General features: G+C 48.0%; 15 protein-coding genes and 1 rRNA gene. 1 reads left to right on the forward strand and 15 read right to left on the reverse strand.

What is annotated here, in order from left to right; all coding sequences use genetic code 11:
* The 7 genes from MKR94_RS07535 to ubiD all read right to left on the reverse strand — a co-directional run.
* Positions 1–1,134, reverse strand: a 16S ribosomal RNA gene (locus MKR94_RS07535); the annotation flags it as partial.
* A 377-nt stretch (positions 1,135–1,511) separates the two neighbouring features.
* Positions 1,512–2,051, reverse strand: a complete 540-nt coding sequence (hemG, locus tag MKR94_RS07540) for a menaquinone-dependent protoporphyrinogen IX dehydrogenase (RefSeq protein WP_241646374.1) — start codon at positions 2,049–2,051, stop codon at positions 1,512–1,514.
* A 9-nt stretch (positions 2,052–2,060) separates the two neighbouring features.
* The gene (trkH, locus tag MKR94_RS07545) at positions 2,061–3,512 is read right to left on the reverse strand and encodes a Trk system potassium transporter TrkH (protein WP_241646375.1); all 1,452 of its coding nucleotides are present in this window, start codon (positions 3,510–3,512) and stop codon (positions 2,061–2,063) included.
* A gap of 34 nt (positions 3,513–3,546) precedes the next feature.
* A complete protein-coding gene (locus MKR94_RS07550) occupies positions 3,547–4,158 on the reverse strand; it encodes an IMPACT family protein (protein ID WP_241646376.1) in 612 nt (203 codons plus the stop codon).
* Positions 4,158–5,489: a Xaa-Pro dipeptidase gene (gene pepQ / locus MKR94_RS07555; RefSeq protein ID WP_241646377.1), complete on the reverse strand. Its 1,332-nt coding sequence runs from the start codon at positions 5,487–5,489 to the stop codon at positions 4,158–4,160. The genes MKR94_RS07550 and pepQ overlap by 1 nt, the downstream gene beginning before the upstream one ends.
* Before the next feature lie 192 nt (positions 5,490–5,681).
* The gene (gene fre, locus MKR94_RS07560) at positions 5,682–6,383 is read right to left on the reverse strand and encodes an NAD(P)H-flavin reductase (RefSeq protein WP_241646378.1); all 702 of its coding nucleotides are present in this window, start codon (positions 6,381–6,383) and stop codon (positions 5,682–5,684) included.
* Between the two features lie 46 nt (positions 6,384–6,429).
* Positions 6,430–7,905, reverse strand: coding sequence for a 4-hydroxy-3-polyprenylbenzoate decarboxylase (ubiD, locus tag MKR94_RS07565; RefSeq protein ID WP_048911255.1), 1,476 nt, complete (start codon positions 7,903–7,905; stop codon positions 6,430–6,432).
* 181 nt (positions 7,906–8,086) lie between these two features.
* On the opposite strand from ubiD, the gene rfaH reads away from it, so the two are divergent.
* Positions 8,087–8,581, forward strand: a complete 495-nt coding sequence (gene rfaH / locus MKR94_RS07570; protein ID WP_241646379.1) for a transcription/translation regulatory transformer protein RfaH — start codon at positions 8,087–8,089, stop codon at positions 8,579–8,581.
* Here the strand turns inward: rfaH and tatD are convergent.
* From tatD to rmuC, 8 genes are all read right to left on the reverse strand, one after another.
* Positions 8,576–9,364, reverse strand: a complete 789-nt coding sequence (gene tatD / locus MKR94_RS07575; RefSeq protein ID WP_241646380.1) for a 3'-5' ssDNA/RNA exonuclease TatD — start codon at positions 9,362–9,364, stop codon at positions 8,576–8,578. The genes rfaH and tatD overlap by 6 nt on opposite strands.
* Before the next feature lie 85 nt (positions 9,365–9,449).
* Positions 9,450–10,202 (reverse strand): Sec-independent protein translocase subunit TatC, encoded by a 753-nt coding sequence (gene tatC / locus MKR94_RS07580; protein WP_099823111.1) that lies wholly within the window; start codon positions 10,200–10,202, stop codon positions 9,450–9,452.
* Positions 10,202–10,735 carry a Sec-independent protein translocase protein TatB gene (gene tatB / locus MKR94_RS07585; RefSeq protein ID WP_241646381.1) on the reverse strand — a complete coding sequence of 178 codons (534 nt, stop codon included), beginning with the start codon at positions 10,733–10,735 and terminating at the stop codon, positions 10,202–10,204. The genes tatC and tatB overlap by 1 nt, the downstream gene beginning before the upstream one ends.
* A gap of 3 nt (positions 10,736–10,738) precedes the next feature.
* The gene (gene tatA, locus MKR94_RS07590; RefSeq protein ID WP_048911250.1) at positions 10,739–10,981 is read right to left on the reverse strand and encodes a twin-arginine translocase TatA/TatE family subunit; all 243 of its coding nucleotides are present in this window, start codon (positions 10,979–10,981) and stop codon (positions 10,739–10,741) included.
* 85 nt (positions 10,982–11,066) lie between these two features.
* A complete protein-coding gene (ubiB, locus tag MKR94_RS07595) occupies positions 11,067–12,704 on the reverse strand; it encodes a ubiquinone biosynthesis regulatory protein kinase UbiB (RefSeq protein WP_241646382.1) in 1,638 nt (545 codons plus the stop codon).
* A complete protein-coding gene (gene ubiJ, locus MKR94_RS07600) occupies positions 12,701–13,306 on the reverse strand; it encodes a ubiquinone biosynthesis protein UbiJ (RefSeq protein WP_241646383.1) in 606 nt (201 codons plus the stop codon). The genes ubiB and ubiJ overlap by 4 nt, the downstream gene beginning before the upstream one ends.
* The gene (ubiE, locus tag MKR94_RS07605) at positions 13,306–14,061 is read right to left on the reverse strand and encodes a bifunctional demethylmenaquinone methyltransferase/2-methoxy-6-polyprenyl-1,4-benzoquinol methylase UbiE (RefSeq protein ID WP_048911243.1); all 756 of its coding nucleotides are present in this window, start codon (positions 14,059–14,061) and stop codon (positions 13,306–13,308) included. Before ubiE ends, ubiJ begins: the two co-directional genes overlap by 1 nt.
* Positions 14,051–15,535 carry a DNA recombination protein RmuC gene (rmuC, locus tag MKR94_RS07610; RefSeq protein WP_241646384.1) on the reverse strand — a complete coding sequence of 495 codons (1,485 nt, stop codon included), beginning with the start codon at positions 15,533–15,535 and terminating at the stop codon, positions 14,051–14,053. The genes ubiE and rmuC overlap by 11 nt, the downstream gene beginning before the upstream one ends.
* Positions 15,536–15,539: the final 4 nt, after the last annotated feature.

The following is a 15,539-nucleotide window of genomic DNA, read 5'->3' on the forward strand; positions in this document are numbered from 1 at the left end:
GTGCTGGCAACAAAGGATAAGGGTTGCGCTCGTTGCGGGACTTAACCCAACATTTCACAACACGAGCTGACGACAGCCATGCAGCACCTGTCTCAGAGTTCCCGAAGGCACTAAAGCATCTCTGCTAAATTCTCTGGATGTCAAGAGTAGGTAAGGTTCTTCGCGTTGCATCGAATTAAACCACATGCTCCACCGCTTGTGCGGGCCCCCGTCAATTCATTTGAGTTTTAACCTTGCGGCCGTACTCCCCAGGCGGTCGACTTAACGCGTTAGCTCCGGAAGCCACTCCTCAAGGGAACAGCCTCCAAGTCGACATCGTTTACGGCGTGGACTACCAGGGTATCTAATCCTGTTTGCTCCCCACGCTTTCGCACCTGAGCGTCAGTCTTTGTCCAGGGGGCCGCCTTCGCCACCGGTATTCCTCCAGATCTCTACGCATTTCACCGCTACACCTGGAATTCTACCCCCCTCTACAAGACTCAAGCTTGCCAGTTTCAAATGCAGTTCCCAGGTTGAGCCCGGGGATTTCACATCTGACTTAACAAACCGCCTGCGTGCGCTTTACGCCCAGTAATTCCGATTAACGCTTGCACCCTCCGTATTACCGCGGCTGCTGGCACGGAGTTAGCCGGTGCTTCTTCTGTCAGTAACGTCAATGCATGAAAGTATTAATTTCACACCCTTCCTCCTGACTGAAAGTACTTTACAACCCGAAGGCCTTCTTCATACACGCGGCATGGCTGCATCAGGCTTGCGCCCATTGTGCAATATTCCCCACTGCTGCCTCCCGTAGGAGTCTGGACCGTGTCTCAGTTCCAGTGTGGCTGGTCATCCTCTCAGACCAGCTAGGGATCGTCGCCTAGGTAAGCCATTACCCTACCTACTAGCTAATCCCATCTGGGTTCATCTGATGGTGCGAGGCCCGAAAGTCCCCCGCTTTGGTCTTGCGACATTATGCGGTATTAGCTACCGTTTCCAGTAGTTATCCCCCTCCATCAGGCAGATCCCCAGACATTACTCACCCGTCCGCCACTCGTCAGCAAAGTAGCAAGCTACTTTCTGTTACCGTTCGACTTGCATGTGTTAGGCCTGCCGCCAGCGTTCAATCTGAGCCATGATCAAACTCTTCAATTTAAAGTTTGATGCTCAAAGAAATTATTCTGTTATTCGTAAATGAATTTTCAGTGTCACTCTTCAAGACTTGATACTACAAAGTTTTTTGTGATATCAATCCTGCGAGTGCCCACACAGATTGTCTGATAAATTGTTAAAGAGCATTGCGAATCAACGTTTTAACTCGTTGTCGCGAGGTGGCGTATATTACTCGCTTCACCTCAGGAGTCAATCATTATTTTGATTTTTTCTCCTGGACCGAATCGCTTCAGTCCCTGTCACCGCGCTGCGTATCTCGCTTTGCCGTGTCAGTGGATGCGCATTATAGGGAGTTCCGCTCAGAGCGCAAGGGATTATTTAAAAAAAATTATCGTTCGTTTCTTTTCTAACCTAACCACTCAATTTGCCACCGATTTGCTCTTTTTCTCAGCGATTTTCAGGGCAAATTCGCGAACCTTTTCCCATTGCGTGTATTCAACCTCTTTAGTCTTATCGGTTTCTCCTCCGGTCATCTTCATAATTAATCCGATCATAAAGCGATCAAACCAACGATAACGGGGATAACGTAACGCGCCAGCGAAAACAGCGACCTCATCCGGTACCCAAGAAGAAGCGCTTAAAAACTTATGTGTATAGACATTGGTATCGGGAGACGCTTTGTCGGCTTTCCGCGCCGTAAGGTTTACCGAATAGAATGCACTGTAGCGCTGACCTAATTCGTCAAGATGTGCCTCAACAAACTCTGCCAACTGAGGCGCAAAGCGCCCGTAGCGAATCGACGCTCCGATAATTACTTTATCGTATAGCGACCAATCAATAGGAGGTAACGCCGTTAAATCATAAAGGTCGACCTGTTGCGGAACCATATCCAGCTGGATAGCTTGCGCAATCTTATGAGTCTGCCCATCGCGCGTGGAATAAAGAAGAAGAGTTTTCATTCATATACCTTATTGACGCCAGAAGGTTGGCGTGAAAAGAACGAGTAGCGTAAAAACTTCTAAACGCCCAAACAGCATAGTCGAAATCAGTATCCATTTCGCGGTGTCATTCATTGACGCAAAGTTATCGGCCACTACGCCAAGCCCTGGGCCCAAGTTATTAAGTGTTGCAGCCACCGCGGCAAATGCAGAAAAGTTATCTACGCCCGTTGCAATGATTGCCATCATGCTGACTAAAAAGACCAAAGCATAGGCCGAGAAGAATCCCCATACCGCTTCGATGATTCGCTCAGGTAGAGGGCGATCCCCTAATTTGATGGTGTAGACTGCGTTAGGGTGCACTAGCCGTTTTAGCTCACGGTTACCTTGCTTAAACAGTAAAAGGATACGGATAACTTTAAGCCCCCCCCCTGTCGAACCAGCACACCCACCAATAAACGCGGTACATAATAGAAGGACAGGTAAGAATAACGGCCAATGAGCAATACTGTCTGTAGTGAATCCAGCCGTTGTTGCCATCGAAACAACTTGGAAAAAAGCTTGATCTAATGTCGCCCAAAAGCCGTGATAGACATGGTGCGTCATGAGGATCAAAGTGGCGATGACCACTAAACTTAACTGCACACCAATAAAGACGCGGAACTCCGGATCACGCCAATACACTTTAAGGCTTCTCCCCGAAAGCAGCGAGAAGTGGAGACCATAGTTACAGCCAGAAATCAGAAGGAAGATTGCAATAATACTGTTGATCAGTGGGCTGTTGAAATAACCGACACTCGAGTCATGGGTAGAAAAGCCCCCGATCGATATGGTTGAGAAGCTATGGCTAATCGCGTCAAATAACGGCATACCGGCAAACCAGAGCGCTAATGCGCACGCTATCGTCAGCAATACATAAATCAACCATAAGGTTTTAGCCGTTTCAGCAATCCTAGGCCGCATTTTATTATCTTTTAAAGGGCCCGGCATTTCTGCGCGGTAAAGCTGCATCCCCCCTACCCCTAATATTGGTAGAATGGCTACGGCTAAGACGATAATTCCCATCCCCCCTAACCATTGTAACATTTGCCGATAAAATAGGATTGCCTTAGGTAAGGTATCGAGACCGATGAGCGTTGTCGCGCCAGTAGTGGTGAGGCCGGAGAATGACTCGAAAAAAGCGTCCGTAACAGAAAGATGTGGTCGCTCGGCAAACATAAAAGGTAATGCTCCGACGCTACCAAGCACTATCCAAAATAGGACTACGATAAAAAAACCTTCGCGAGGTTTCAGCTCTCGTCGATGCTTACGGTTAGGCCACCAGAGTAGCGATCCAATCACTAATGCAGTGAGAAAGGTCTGGCTAAATGCTCTTCCTGCCCCATCTCGGTAGATCAGTGCCACAAGCCCCGGCAACATCATGGTGCCTGAGAAGATAATAATTAAAAGACCTACAATACGGGTAAGGGCTCGGAATTGCATGCTGCCTGTCCTATTCGACCTGATTCAGGATTATTTATTGCTGCTGTAAATGGAGTTCACCACGGCTAAATTGACTCAATGCCTCATTGCACTCTGCTAAAAATGCTTCAGGTAAGGCAATATTAACCGTGACGTGTTCGGTGAAACGCGTATCGAGAAGTTCACCTTGATGGCGCTGCACGATACGTTCGATTTCTGCTAACTGGCCATACTGACATTGGAGCCAGTAGGTCTGTTTAGGAATTTTAATCTGCCGCTCGACATGCTTCAGAGCTTGCTGTACCCCACCGCCATAGGCTTTCACTAATCCCCCGGTTCCGAGCATGACGCCACCATAGTAACGCACCACGACAGCGGTGACCTCGCCTAACCCGCTCCCCATCAACTGGGCTAACATAGGTTTACCTGCCGTTCCCGAAGGTTCACCATCATCCGAGAAGCCCAGTTGTTGCGAGTCATTAGGCGCTCCCGCAACAAAAGCCCAGCAATGGTGACGAGCCGTGGGATGTTGTTCTCGAATAACTTGAACAACATTTTTCGCGGCATCAACGCCAACGGTATGCACAATGTAAGTGATGAAACGACTTTTCTTTATCGTCTCTTCAACAATTGTTTCTGCTTGAACAGGGATTGGATAGCTATGCATTAGGGTAGCTGTAAATCACGCGTCATGTTCTCGATACGGTCTGGCCATATAATGACATTATCTTCGATACGAATCCCACCATAGGCTTTTAAATCATCGATTACATTCCAATTAAAGTGTTGGCTGTACGAACTATTACGCCATGGTGCGAGGAGCGACTCAATAAAGTACAAACCCGGTTCGATCGTTAGCACCATACGAGGTTCAATCATTCGCGTGCAACGTAGCCATGGGTATTCAGCCGGGGCAGCAAGGTGTGTTCCCTGCTCATCTTGCATAAAACCTGCAACATCATGAACTTGCAAGCCGAGTGAATGCCCTACCCCGTGTGGCATAAAGGTCGAAGTGATATTTTCACTCACCAGAGCCTCTTCGCTAATACCTTTCATAATACCGGTTTCGCAGAGAATAGAGGCAATACGCTGATTCATTTGCAGATGATAATCGCTGTAATGCTGTCCCACTGTTAGCGTATCAATTAACGCCAGTTCATGTTGATTCACCGCCGCCACCAGTTCGGCATATAACGTGTTCGGTGATGCTGCATAAGAACGTGTTAAATCAGCGGCATAACCATTGAACTCGCTGCCCGCATCTAATAAGAAACTCCGAGGGGTTTTCGGCCGTTGATGATCGAGATGCGTATAGTGTAAGACAGAGGCATGTTCATTGATTGCCACAATATTCCCATAAGGCACATTGGTATCACGCTGTCCTGTCGCCGCGAGATAATCATTGTTGATTTGGAATTCACTTGCTCCCGCGAAAAAACTCTCGCGTGCGGCCAGATGCCCTTTCACCGCACTCTGCTGCGCTTCACGCATGCAATACAGCTCATAATCCGTTTTAAAACTACGGTAATAGTGAAGATAGTCGATGATCTGTTGCGGGTTATGCTGCGAGGCAGGGATCCCAAGCGCTGTTGCGCGATGCGTCGCTGATCCAAGGTAAGCAACATTGCTGCGATCGGTCGGCAGTAAGGTTGCGATATCGTTGGCCTGTTTTAATGCCACAATGGTAAATTCTTGGCTCCAATATGTGTCAGGCAGCGGATCGACTTTGTGCCAATAGTCGGTAGGTGAATAGAAATAGAGTGTCGGGCGTGCCTGGCCATCAATCCATAACCAACAGTTTGCGGTTTCAGTAATGGGCAGCCAGGCTTTGAATAAGGGGTTAACTTTAAATGGATACGCATGGTCATCTTGGAACGCCGTGATGAGCTCTCCAGAATGAATCAATAGTGCATCGCGCTGTGATCGCGCCAGAATAGTGCGTGCGTGAGCGATCAAACTTTCAATATGAGCACGATAGAGTGCGGGTAACGAATTCATTCTGCCTTCTCCAAACGGTTCAAAATCAGCGCATATGGTAGCACAGCTTTTTACTGGAGTGCGCAATGGCTGCTTAGCGGTGCGGGGCAAAATGGCATAGGGTAAAAAGCATCGAATACTAGAAAGAATATCTGTTAAATAAAAAGGCCGATAACGGTAAGTTAATCGGCCTTTGAATACAGAGTCTGCTGCTTATAAGAAAGCGAACGCATCCCCGTAGATATTTTCAGTTTGCGCACCGGCTTCGGCACAGAAACGCTCGCGAGCAATTTTGGCCATTTCGAAGCGGCCGGCAATATAAATATCGTGCTCTGCCAGCGAGACGTGATCGTTAAGCACCGCAGGAAGAACCGTTCCCGTACGCCCTTGCCATTGCGTATCGGGTTGCTCGACTACAGGAATAATTTTGAGCGAAGGGTGACGTACAGCCAAGGCCTCCAGCTCAGTTAAATCATAAAGGTGTTGAGGCTCACGCCCGCCCCAATAAAGCTCAATCTCACGGTCTGGGTTTTCGGCTAAGGCGGTGAGCAGGATTGAACGGGCATAAGAGAACCCGGTCCCCCCAGCAATAAGAATCATTGGTCGTTGACCACCTTCACGTAACCACGCATCACCATGGGGCATGTCGACTTGAATGGTTTTCTGCTGACGGATTTTATCCATAACTGCCATGGCATAAAGGTTCATATCCGAAGCGCCAATATGTAATTCAATAATATCTTTTTCCATTGGCGTTGAGGCCACAGAGAATGGACGTTTGTCTTGATCATCCATCACCACCATTAAGTATTGGCCCGCGCGAAACGTAAATTCGGTTTCAGGAACAATCCTCACCCGATAAACGGTCTCAGTAATGGCTTCTACAGAAATTACGTTACAGCTTAAAATAGTCATTCGTTACCTCTGTCAGGCATTGACAAGTTTATTGTAATGTTCGCCTTCATTGCTTCGGAAAAATCGCTAAGTCATCCCACAGGGCGTCCACTCGAGCGGTGACATCGGGATCTTTGACGATGGGGCGTCCCCACTCACGGTCTGTCTCACCCGGCCATTTGTTGGTTGCATCCATGCCCATTTTGGAACCTAATCCTGAAACTGGCGAGGCAAAATCTAGATAGTCTATGGGTGTATTCTCGACTAGAACCGTATCACGTGCGGGATCCATTCGTGTGGTGATCGCCCAAATAACGTCGTTCCAATCGCGCGCATTGACGTCATCATCACACACTATCACGAATTTGGTATACATAAACTGACGTAAGAAAGACCACACGCCAAACATAACGCGCTTTGCATGCCCTGCATACTGTTTCTTAATAGTCACCACGGCTAAGCGGTATGAACAGCCTTCCGGCGGTAAATAGAAATCGACAATTTCCGGAAACTGTTTGATCAGAATAGGAACCAACACTTCATTCAAGGCCACACCGAGTACAGCAGGCTCATCTGGCGGGCGGCCAGTATAAGTCGAATGATAGATAGGCTTATCACGATGGGTAACATGCGTTACGGTGAAGACGGGGAAATCATCCACTTCATTATAGTAGCCAGTATGGTCACCATAAGGGCCTTCGGGCGCTAAATCCCCGGGTTCGATATAACCCTCCAACACAATTTCCGCGCTGGCGGGGACTTCAAGTTCAGAAGAGAGGCATTTTACGACTTCAGTTTTGGTCCCTCTTAATAACCCCGCAAAGGCATACTCTGACAGGCCATCGGGTACCGGCGTAACCGCGCCTAAAATTGTGGCAGGGTCAGCGCCCAAGGCAACACTGACAGGGAAACGTTCTCCCGGATGAGCTTTACACCACTCTTGAAAATCGAGTGCACCGCCGCGATGGGATAACCAGCGCATAATTAGTCTATTTTTGCCGATGACTTGTAAGCGATAGATACCCAGATTTTGTCGCTCTTTATGCGGTCCACGCGTCACCACTAATCCCCAGGTAATCAGGGGGGCGGCATCTTCTGGCCAGCAGCGCATAACAGGGATTTTATGCAAGTCGACGTCATCACCTTGTGCGACGTGTTGTTGACAAGGCGCTGAACGCAGCCTTTTCGTCGGCATATTTAAGACATTTTTGAAACGCGGGAGTTTATCAAAGAGATCACGAAAGCCACGAGGAGGCTCAGGCTCTTTCAGGAATGCCAGGAGTTCGCCCACTTCACGTAGCGCGCTCACCTCTTCCCGCCCCATACCGAGGGCGACACGACGCGGCGTACCGAACAGGTTACACAATACCGGCATATCGTAACCTTTGGGGTTTTCGAAGAGTAACGCCGGGCCCCCTGCCCTCAAGGTCCGGTCAGCAATTTCAGTCATTTCAAGATTCGGATCGATCGGGAGTGTGATACGTTTTAACTCACCGATGGCTTCCAACTGCTGGATAAAGTCTCTTAAGTCCTGATATTTCATAACGGGTGATATCTACGATTATGATGGGCAATAATGCCATTATATGTATGAATAGCGTCGGGCGCTGCGATTTATTTGGGTCAATTCCAGAATTTACTGAGATCGCTTAGGCTTAACCCACAAGTAAACTATACCAATAAATATCTCTTTGTTATTATTTACCGTTATCTTTGGAGAGATTATGGCTGGTTGGTATTTACTGTATTGCAAGCGTGGTCAGATGGCTCGCGCACAAGAACATTTAGAGAGACAGCAAGTCACCTGTTTTGTCCCGATGATTGAGACGGAAAAGTTGGTGCGGGCAAAGGTGAAAAAAGTCTGTGAGCCACTCTTCCCAAACTATCTCTTTTTACAGTTTGACCCAGAGGTGATTCACACCACTACCATCAGCGCCACGCGCGGCGTTAGCCACTTCGTTCGTTTTGGCTCCACACCTGCCTTGGTTCCCGAGCAGGTCATCGCCCGTTTACAAACTTGCCCTTCAGACAGTGCTTTATGTCCCGCCTTACCGCAAGCCGGTGAAAGTGTCATGATTACTGAGGGAATTTTTGAAGGGATGAGCGCTATTTACCAAGAAACCGATGGTGAAACACGCTCAATCTTATTACTCAATCTGTTAAACAAGACAGTGGCACGCAGCGTAGAGAACGATGCGTTTACCAAACACTCACTATAAACCGCTAAGGCCGAATAACCGGCGGGCATTACTGTCAGTTTGTACCGCCAGACTTTGCGGATCTTCGCCACGCCACGCCGCGACCTGATGGACAATATGCGGAAGATAACAAGGTTCATTACGCCTTGAAGGGGGGCGAGGTCGCATATCTCTTGGAAGCAGATAAGGCGCATCGGTTTCGAGTAATAGACGGTCAGCGGGAATGAGAGGTAAAAGCTCTCGTACTTCAATCCCACGTCGTTCATCACACACCCATCCGGTAATACCCACCATCATGCCTTGTGCAAGATAGTCCTCAAGCTCCTTACGCGTGCCGGTAAAACAGTGCACGACGACCGCAGGAAGCTTATTTAGCCATGGCGTGAGGATCGCCATAAAACGATCATGTGCTTCACGACAATGAAGAAAGACTGGCATGGATAATTCGGCCGCTAATTCAAGCTGCGCGTTGAACGCGTACTCTTGTTGTTCGGGCATTGAGATATTGCGATTGTAGTCCAGACCACACTCACCGATCGCGACTACTTGGGGTTGACTCGCTAACCGGCGAAGAGTACCAGCGGTTTCTTGTGACCATTCACTCGCGTGATGTGGGTGTACGCCGGCAGTAGACCAACAATAGCCCGGGTGCTGAGTAGCGAGAAATTGTGCTTGCTGACTTTCGAGTGCATTCGTGCCAGTAATGAGAATGCCAGTAATACCTGCTTGCTGGGCACGCGTGACGATCTGTTTTCTATCTTTTGCAAACTGCGTACTTGTTAGATTAACACCAATATCAAACATCTTATTTTCCAACGCGAGGCCACCCTAAGGTGGCCTGGTTCAACGTTGTTCCGCAGCATATTCCGCAGAACCTGAGAGTGGGACCTCAGGATTCGCTATCCTGTTCCTTATCCCAACGTCCTTTTCCTACATAATAACGGGAGAAGAATACGCCGACTTCGAATAGGCAGTACATCGGAATAGCGAGTAAAGTTTGAGAAAAAACGTCAGGAGGTGTTAACAGCATTCCCACCACAAATGCACCGACCAAGATATAAGGCCGTTTTTTACGTAGATCGTCAGGCGTGGTTAAACCGGTCCAGCACAACAGAACGATTGCTATAGGTACCTCAAATGCCACACCAAAGGCGAGGAAAATCGCCATAACAAAATCGAGATAGTTACTAATATCCGTAGCAATCTGTACGCCTTGCGGGGCCGTCTTGGCAAAGAAACCGAACGCCAGTGGGAAAACAATAAAATAAGCAAACGCCACCCCAACATAAAACAGCAAGGTACTTGAGAAAAGTAATGGCATTACCAGTTTACGTTCATGGCGATAAAGCGCTGGCGCGATAAATGCCCAGACTTGATAAAGAATGACAGGAACCGCCAAAAACACTGAAACGATGATGGTGAGTTTGATTGGGGTAAAAAAAGGTGACGCGACATCTGTCGCAATCATACTGGCCCCAACAGGCATTTGCCGGATCAGCGGTGCAGCAATCAGTTGATAAATATCATTCGCGAAATAGATTAACGCGAGGAAAATAATAAACACAGCAATAATACAGTTAAGCAGCCGCTTACGTAGCTCGATTAAGTGGCTGATAAGCGGTTGAGTATCTTCGACTTCCATTAACTTTTATCTTCGCTAGGAGTGGAGGTGGCTTCTTTGACGACACCCTGAGCCGGTTCAACCGCTGGGGTTGGCTTGGCGGTAGCAGCCGCCTTTTCGTCTTCTGGGGTCACTAAACGCGAGGAAGTTGCTGTCGACTTAGGCACTTCGCTGGCTGCCTGACTCGACGTCGAGGCTTTCGCTTTTTCGACTGAATCAGTATGAGAGGCTAAATCTTCATCCCGCTCAGTTTCAATCGATTCATGGTAGGTTTGCTTTACAGAATCAGCAGTTTTGCGTAACTCTTCGATCGACTCTTTTAGCTCAGGAGAGAGCATGCCCTTACCGGCTTCTTCCACCTTTTTAACGCTATCCTGCAGTTCTTGCAGCTTTAATTCTTGCGCCAGTTCATGCTGCACGTTCGCAGCCAAAGAACGGATAGCACGGATCCAACCGACGACCGTTTTTACCGCAACAGGCAGTCGCTCTGGGCCGAGTACTACAAGCCCTATCACGAAAACCAACAGTAATTCGCTAAATCCAATATCGAACACGAGTTATACCTGATCTTTATCTTTGTGCTTAACTTCAGATTGCGAAGCGTTTTCGGAATCAGAAAGGGATTTTGTTGAGAAATCGGCATCCTGATCTTTCTTCGTTTCGTCGTCGCTCATTGCTTTTTTGAAACCTTTAATCGATGAGCCTAAATCGGAGCCTAAATTACGTAGCTTTTTCGTTCCGAAGAAAAGGATAACAATAACGGCAATGATGAGGAGTTTGGTAATACTGATCCCAGCCATGATGACCTCAAAATGATAATAGCTTGTTAATTAAAATTAATCATATCAGATGTTCCATTGCAATGCTGTGCTCTGCCATGACTCTTTACGTAGTTTTTCGCCAGCCCGCTATCCAACTAATCAAGGCTCCTGCTAGTAATCCCCCCGACATCCATTTCAATTCCGGATGAACGAGCATTACGGCCGTGCTGCTGAGCAAGCAAATTGCCCCCATTCCCCACAAATATCGCACCTGAGTATGACGGTTATGCTGTTGGTTAAGCTGATCCGCGAGTTTATCGACGCTGTGCTTTAACAGTTTATGATGATGAAGCGTATCAAAAACCAGCTCCGGTAGCTCAGGCAGACGCTCTGCCCACATCGGGGCTTTAGTTTTCACCGTGCGCCACAGCGCAGGCAGCCCCACCTGATCCTTAATCCAGTCCTCAAGGAAAGGCTTCGCCGTTTTCCATAAGTCGAGTTGCGGATAAAGTTGGCGACCAATTCCTTCAATATAAAGCAAGGTTTTCTGTAATAATACCAGTTGCGGCTGGACTTCCATGTTGAAGCGACGCGCGGTGTTGAAGAGATTCAGTAACACATGGCCAAAAGATATTTCAGCCAAAGGCTTTTCAAAAATCGGTTCGCATACCGTTCTGATTGAAAACTCGAAATCCTCGACATTGGTATCTGGTGGTACCCATCCAGAATCGACGTGGAGCTCAGCGACTCGCCGATAATCACGATTGAAAAAGGCGATAAAGTTTTCTGCGAGATAGCGCTTGTCATTTTTATTTAACGAGCCAACAATTCCGCAGTCGATAGCGATATATTGCGGGTCATCAGGATGGTCATGACTCACAAAAATATTCCCTGGGTGCATATCCGCATGGAAGAAGCTGTCACGAAATACTTGGGTAAAGAAGACCTGCACGCCACGCTCGGCGAGGAGTTTCATATTAATGCCCCGCTCTACCAGTGTTTGCGTGTCAGAGATCGGAATACCGTAGATACGTTCCATCACTAACATCGTTTCACTGCCATAATCGGAGTAAACCTCCGGGACGTACAGCAGATTATTGCCTTCAAAATTGCGACGTAACTGAATAGCGTTGGCCCCTTCACGTAGGAGGTTCAGCTCATCAATTAACGTTTTTTCGTAATCTTTAACAACTTCAATCGGGCGAAGACGACGACCATCCGGTAAGATCCTCGGTAACCAGCTTGCTAACCGATAAATCAGTCGCATATCGGCTTTAATAACAGGCAGAATATCCGGACGGATCACCTTAATCACGACATGCTTCTGATTCTCTTTGAGAATAGCCGTGTGTACCTGTGCAATCGATGCCGAAGCTAATGGGTTGATATCAAAATCATCGAAATAGGTTTCAACTGGTCCCCCTAACGATTTTTCAATCTGAGCTTTCGCGCGGACGCCGTCAAAAGGCGGTACACGGTCTTGCAGCGATGCTAACTGGTCGGCAATTTCAGGAGGGAAAAGGTCGCGTCGCGTCGACAACATTTGCCCCAGCTTAATCCAAACTGGACCTAACTGCTCAAGGGCAAGACGCAGACGTAAACCTATCGCCTTATCTTGGTGCTTATTCGGTATCCAAAAAACACCCTTACGCCAAAGCCTAAGCGGTAAGGCTAAACGCGTTCGAGGAATTAACTCATCTAATCCGTAAGTTAAAAATATACGAATAATAAAATAGAGCCGACGCAATTCACCAAACGTCATAGAGTCTCCAATTTCGATAAACGATCTTCTAACACATCACATTGCCGTGCGACCGCTTGTGCTTCTTCACAAAACCACGCTTGTTCTAAAGCACCGGGGACTACGCGCCACTCTTCGATCAGCGTATCACTGACTTGAGACTGACGCCTAAGCAAGGTTCGCTGGACGAAGTGGGCAATATTTTTCCCCGTCTGGGTCACCGATTGGGCGATTAAGTCGCCGACCCAAGGCGCAAGATATTCGGCAGGGTCGAATTCAGCTAAATCGATCAAGGTTGAAAAGAGTTGAATAACTTGGAGATCACCCTCAACGTCAACTTGGCTCGATTTAATCAACGATGTTAGGTTTTTACGATCCTGAAGCTGAGGTAAAACCTTCATGCTGAGCGTAACAGTACAATCACTGTCTGGCGTTGCCGTATTCAATACGTCGATCTGCTGATCGCTAAAGTATAGTACTAGCGGCTGTCCCAGCTCACGAATATTAAGGGTAAGAATTTTCCCTTTTAGGCGCTGCCGAGTACTTTTCGCCCCGCGATCCTGCCAGAGCGTCCGATTGAGCCCTTGCTCAAGAAGCGCCGTGATCATTGGCATGGTTGGCATTAAAATTTATACCCGCGATGCAGTGCAACGATCCCACCGGTTAGGTTGTAATAGGTGCTGTTTTCAAACCCAACGTCTTCCATCATCTGTTTTAAGGTCTCTTGATCCGGATGCATACGAATAGATTCCGCCAGATAGCGATAGCTTTCAGCATCGTTTGCCACCAGCTGACCAATACGGGGAAGAATATGGAAAGAGTAAGCATCGTAAACTTTGCTAAGTGGCTCAAGCAGCGGTTTCGAGAACTCTAGAACTAATAGGCGACCGCCCGGCTTTAAGACACGAAACATCGAGGCTAACGCTTTATCTTTATCGGTAACGTTACGCAGGCCAAAAGAGATAGTAATACAGTCAAAATAATTATCCGGAAAAGGGAGCGCTTCAGCATTTGCTTGTACGTAACTCACATTCCCTGCAATGCCGAGGTTGCGCAGTTTTTCGCGTCCCATTTTTAGCATTGAGCTATTGATATCCGCTAGGACGACTTCACCGGTCTCGCCCACTAAGCGAGAAAATTTTGCCGTTAAATCGCCCGTCCCACCCGCAAGGTCGAGAACGCGTTGACCACGACGCACACCACTGCAATCTATGGTGAAGCGTTTCCATACTCGGTGAATGCCCATCGACATGAGATCATTCATCAAGTCGTATTTTGCTGCGACGGAATGGAATACATCGGCTACTTTGCCGGCCTTTTCATCTTTAGCTACGGTTTGAAAGCCAAAGTGGGTGGTGTCCTTGGAATTATCTGCCATCTGTATTTACCTGCTTAGTCAATGCGTCTGTATCAAGTGTATCAGAGTCCGGCTCATCTGACATGGCTTGTTCGGTTAATTGCTTGTCTATAGGACGTTTTACCTCAACCCCTAACTGTCGGAAGGCTTCGGTTTGTGCCAGCATATTACCACGTCCATGGGTGAGCTTTTTCATCGCTTGATGATAACTGGATTGTGCCTTGTCCAAGGTCCCTCCCAATATCGTCATATCCTCTACGAAGAGTCGCATTTTGTCGTAGAGTTTTGCCGCACGTTCAGCGATTTTTTGCGCGTTCTGGCTTTGATGCTCGTAACGCCAGAGGTTATTAATCGTGCGTAACGCCACCAACAACGTGGTGGGACTGACCAACATAATATTATGAGATAGCGCTTCATTGATCAGCTCGGGTTCCCGGTCCAAGGCCAACAGAAAAGCCGGTTCTACGGGGATAAACATCAAAACGTAATCAAGACTGCGTAAACCCGGTAAGCCTTGATAATCTTTACGACCCAACCCACGGATATGCTGTCGTACTGCCAAAATATGTTCTTGAGCGGCTTGCTGGCGAGCCGCATCGTCCGTGGCATTAAAGTAGCGTTCATAAGCAACCAAGGTCATTTTAGCATCGATAACCACATCTTTCTCTTGAGGTAATCGCACTATGATATCGGGTTGATAGCGCTTTTGTTCACTCTGGATACTGACTTGGGTCTGGTATTCGTAGCCCTCACGTAACCCGGAAGCTTCTAATACGCGTGCTAAGACAACTTCTCCCCAGTTCCCCTGAATTTTGTTATCTCCCTTCAGGGCATTTGTAAGGTTAAGCGCTTCTTGTGCCATTTGGCTATTGAGTTGTTGTAACTGTTTTATTTCATGCGTAAGCGTATGTCTTTCGCGCGCCTCTTGACTGAAGCTCTCACTCACGTGACGACGAAACCCATCCAGTTGCTCACGAAGAGGGGATAGCAATCCGGTGAGGCTTTGGCGATTCTGTTCGTCGACCCGGCGATGGCTCTGCTCGAAAATTCGGCTGGCAAGGTTTTCGAACTGCGTGGTCAGACGCTTTTCACTGTCGGTTAATAGCTGATGCTTCTCTTCCATCGCACGTTGCGACTCTTGCCAACGAGTAGTGACTTCTCTTAGCTCCGCCTCTTGCGCACGATTAAGGTCAAATTGGTGACGTAATTCCTGATTAAGCTGCTCAGTTTGTTGCTGCCAGTAATCCAGTTGTTGAAGCTTTTCCTGTGCGGCCGCAGCTTTCGCATGCCATTCACTTTGCCGTTGCTGTAATAACTGCAGCTGCTGCTGCAGCGCTTGTTCCCGCTGCTCGCTAAGCTGTAGGTTTTGTGAGAGGTGGCCGAATTCTGCCTCACGTACCGCTGTATTCCGCCCTGTACGCAAAATAGCGATTAGCCACCCCACAACAATGCCGCACAACACCAACGCTGCATAGATTACGTTCTGAAAATTCAAGGTT

This window comes from Rosenbergiella metrosideri (assembly GCF_022602565.1).
GTDB lineage: Bacteria > Pseudomonadota > Gammaproteobacteria > Enterobacterales > Enterobacteriaceae > Rosenbergiella > Rosenbergiella metrosideri.

What these genes read in the sequence shown, in the direction of transcription:
- hemG (WP_241646374.1), bottom strand. Translation starts at nt 2,051, where the DNA reads ATGAAAACTCTTCTTCTTTATTCCACGCGCGATGGGCAGACTCATAAG.
- trkH (WP_241646375.1), bottom strand. Translation starts at nt 3,512, where the DNA reads ATGCAATTCCGAGCCCTTACCCGTATTGTAGGTCTTTTAATTATTATC.
- MKR94_RS07550 (WP_241646376.1), bottom strand. Translation starts at nt 4,158, where the DNA reads ATGCATAGCTATCCAATCCCTGTTCAAGCAGAAACAATTGTTGAAGAG.
- pepQ (WP_241646377.1), bottom strand. Translation starts at nt 5,489, where the DNA reads ATGAATTCGTTACCCGCACTCTATCGTGCTCATATTGAAAGTTTGATC.
- fre (WP_241646378.1), bottom strand. Translation starts at nt 6,383, where the DNA reads ATGACTATTTTAAGCTGTAACGTAATTTCTGTAGAAGCCATTACTGAG.
- ubiD (WP_048911255.1), bottom strand. Translation starts at nt 7,905, where the DNA reads ATGAAATATCAGGACTTAAGAGACTTTATCCAGCAGTTGGAAGCCATC.
- rfaH (WP_241646379.1), top strand. Translation starts at nt 8,087, where the DNA reads ATGGCTGGTTGGTATTTACTGTATTGCAAGCGTGGTCAGATGGCTCGC.
- tatD (WP_241646380.1), bottom strand. Translation starts at nt 9,364, where the DNA reads ATGTTTGATATTGGTGTTAATCTAACAAGTACGCAGTTTGCAAAAGAT.
- tatC (WP_099823111.1), bottom strand. Translation starts at nt 10,202, where the DNA reads ATGGAAGTCGAAGATACTCAACCGCTTATCAGCCACTTAATCGAGCTA.
- tatA (WP_048911250.1), bottom strand. Translation starts at nt 10,981, where the DNA reads ATGGCTGGGATCAGTATTACCAAACTCCTCATCATTGCCGTTATTGTT.
- ubiB (WP_241646382.1), bottom strand. Translation starts at nt 12,704, where the DNA reads ATGACGTTTGGTGAATTGCGTCGGCTCTATTTTATTATTCGTATATTT.
- ubiJ (WP_241646383.1), bottom strand. Translation starts at nt 13,306, where the DNA reads ATGCCAACCATGCCAATGATCACGGCGCTTCTTGAGCAAGGGCTCAAT.
- ubiE (WP_048911243.1), bottom strand. Translation starts at nt 14,061, where the DNA reads ATGGCAGATAATTCCAAGGACACCACCCACTTTGGCTTTCAAACCGTA.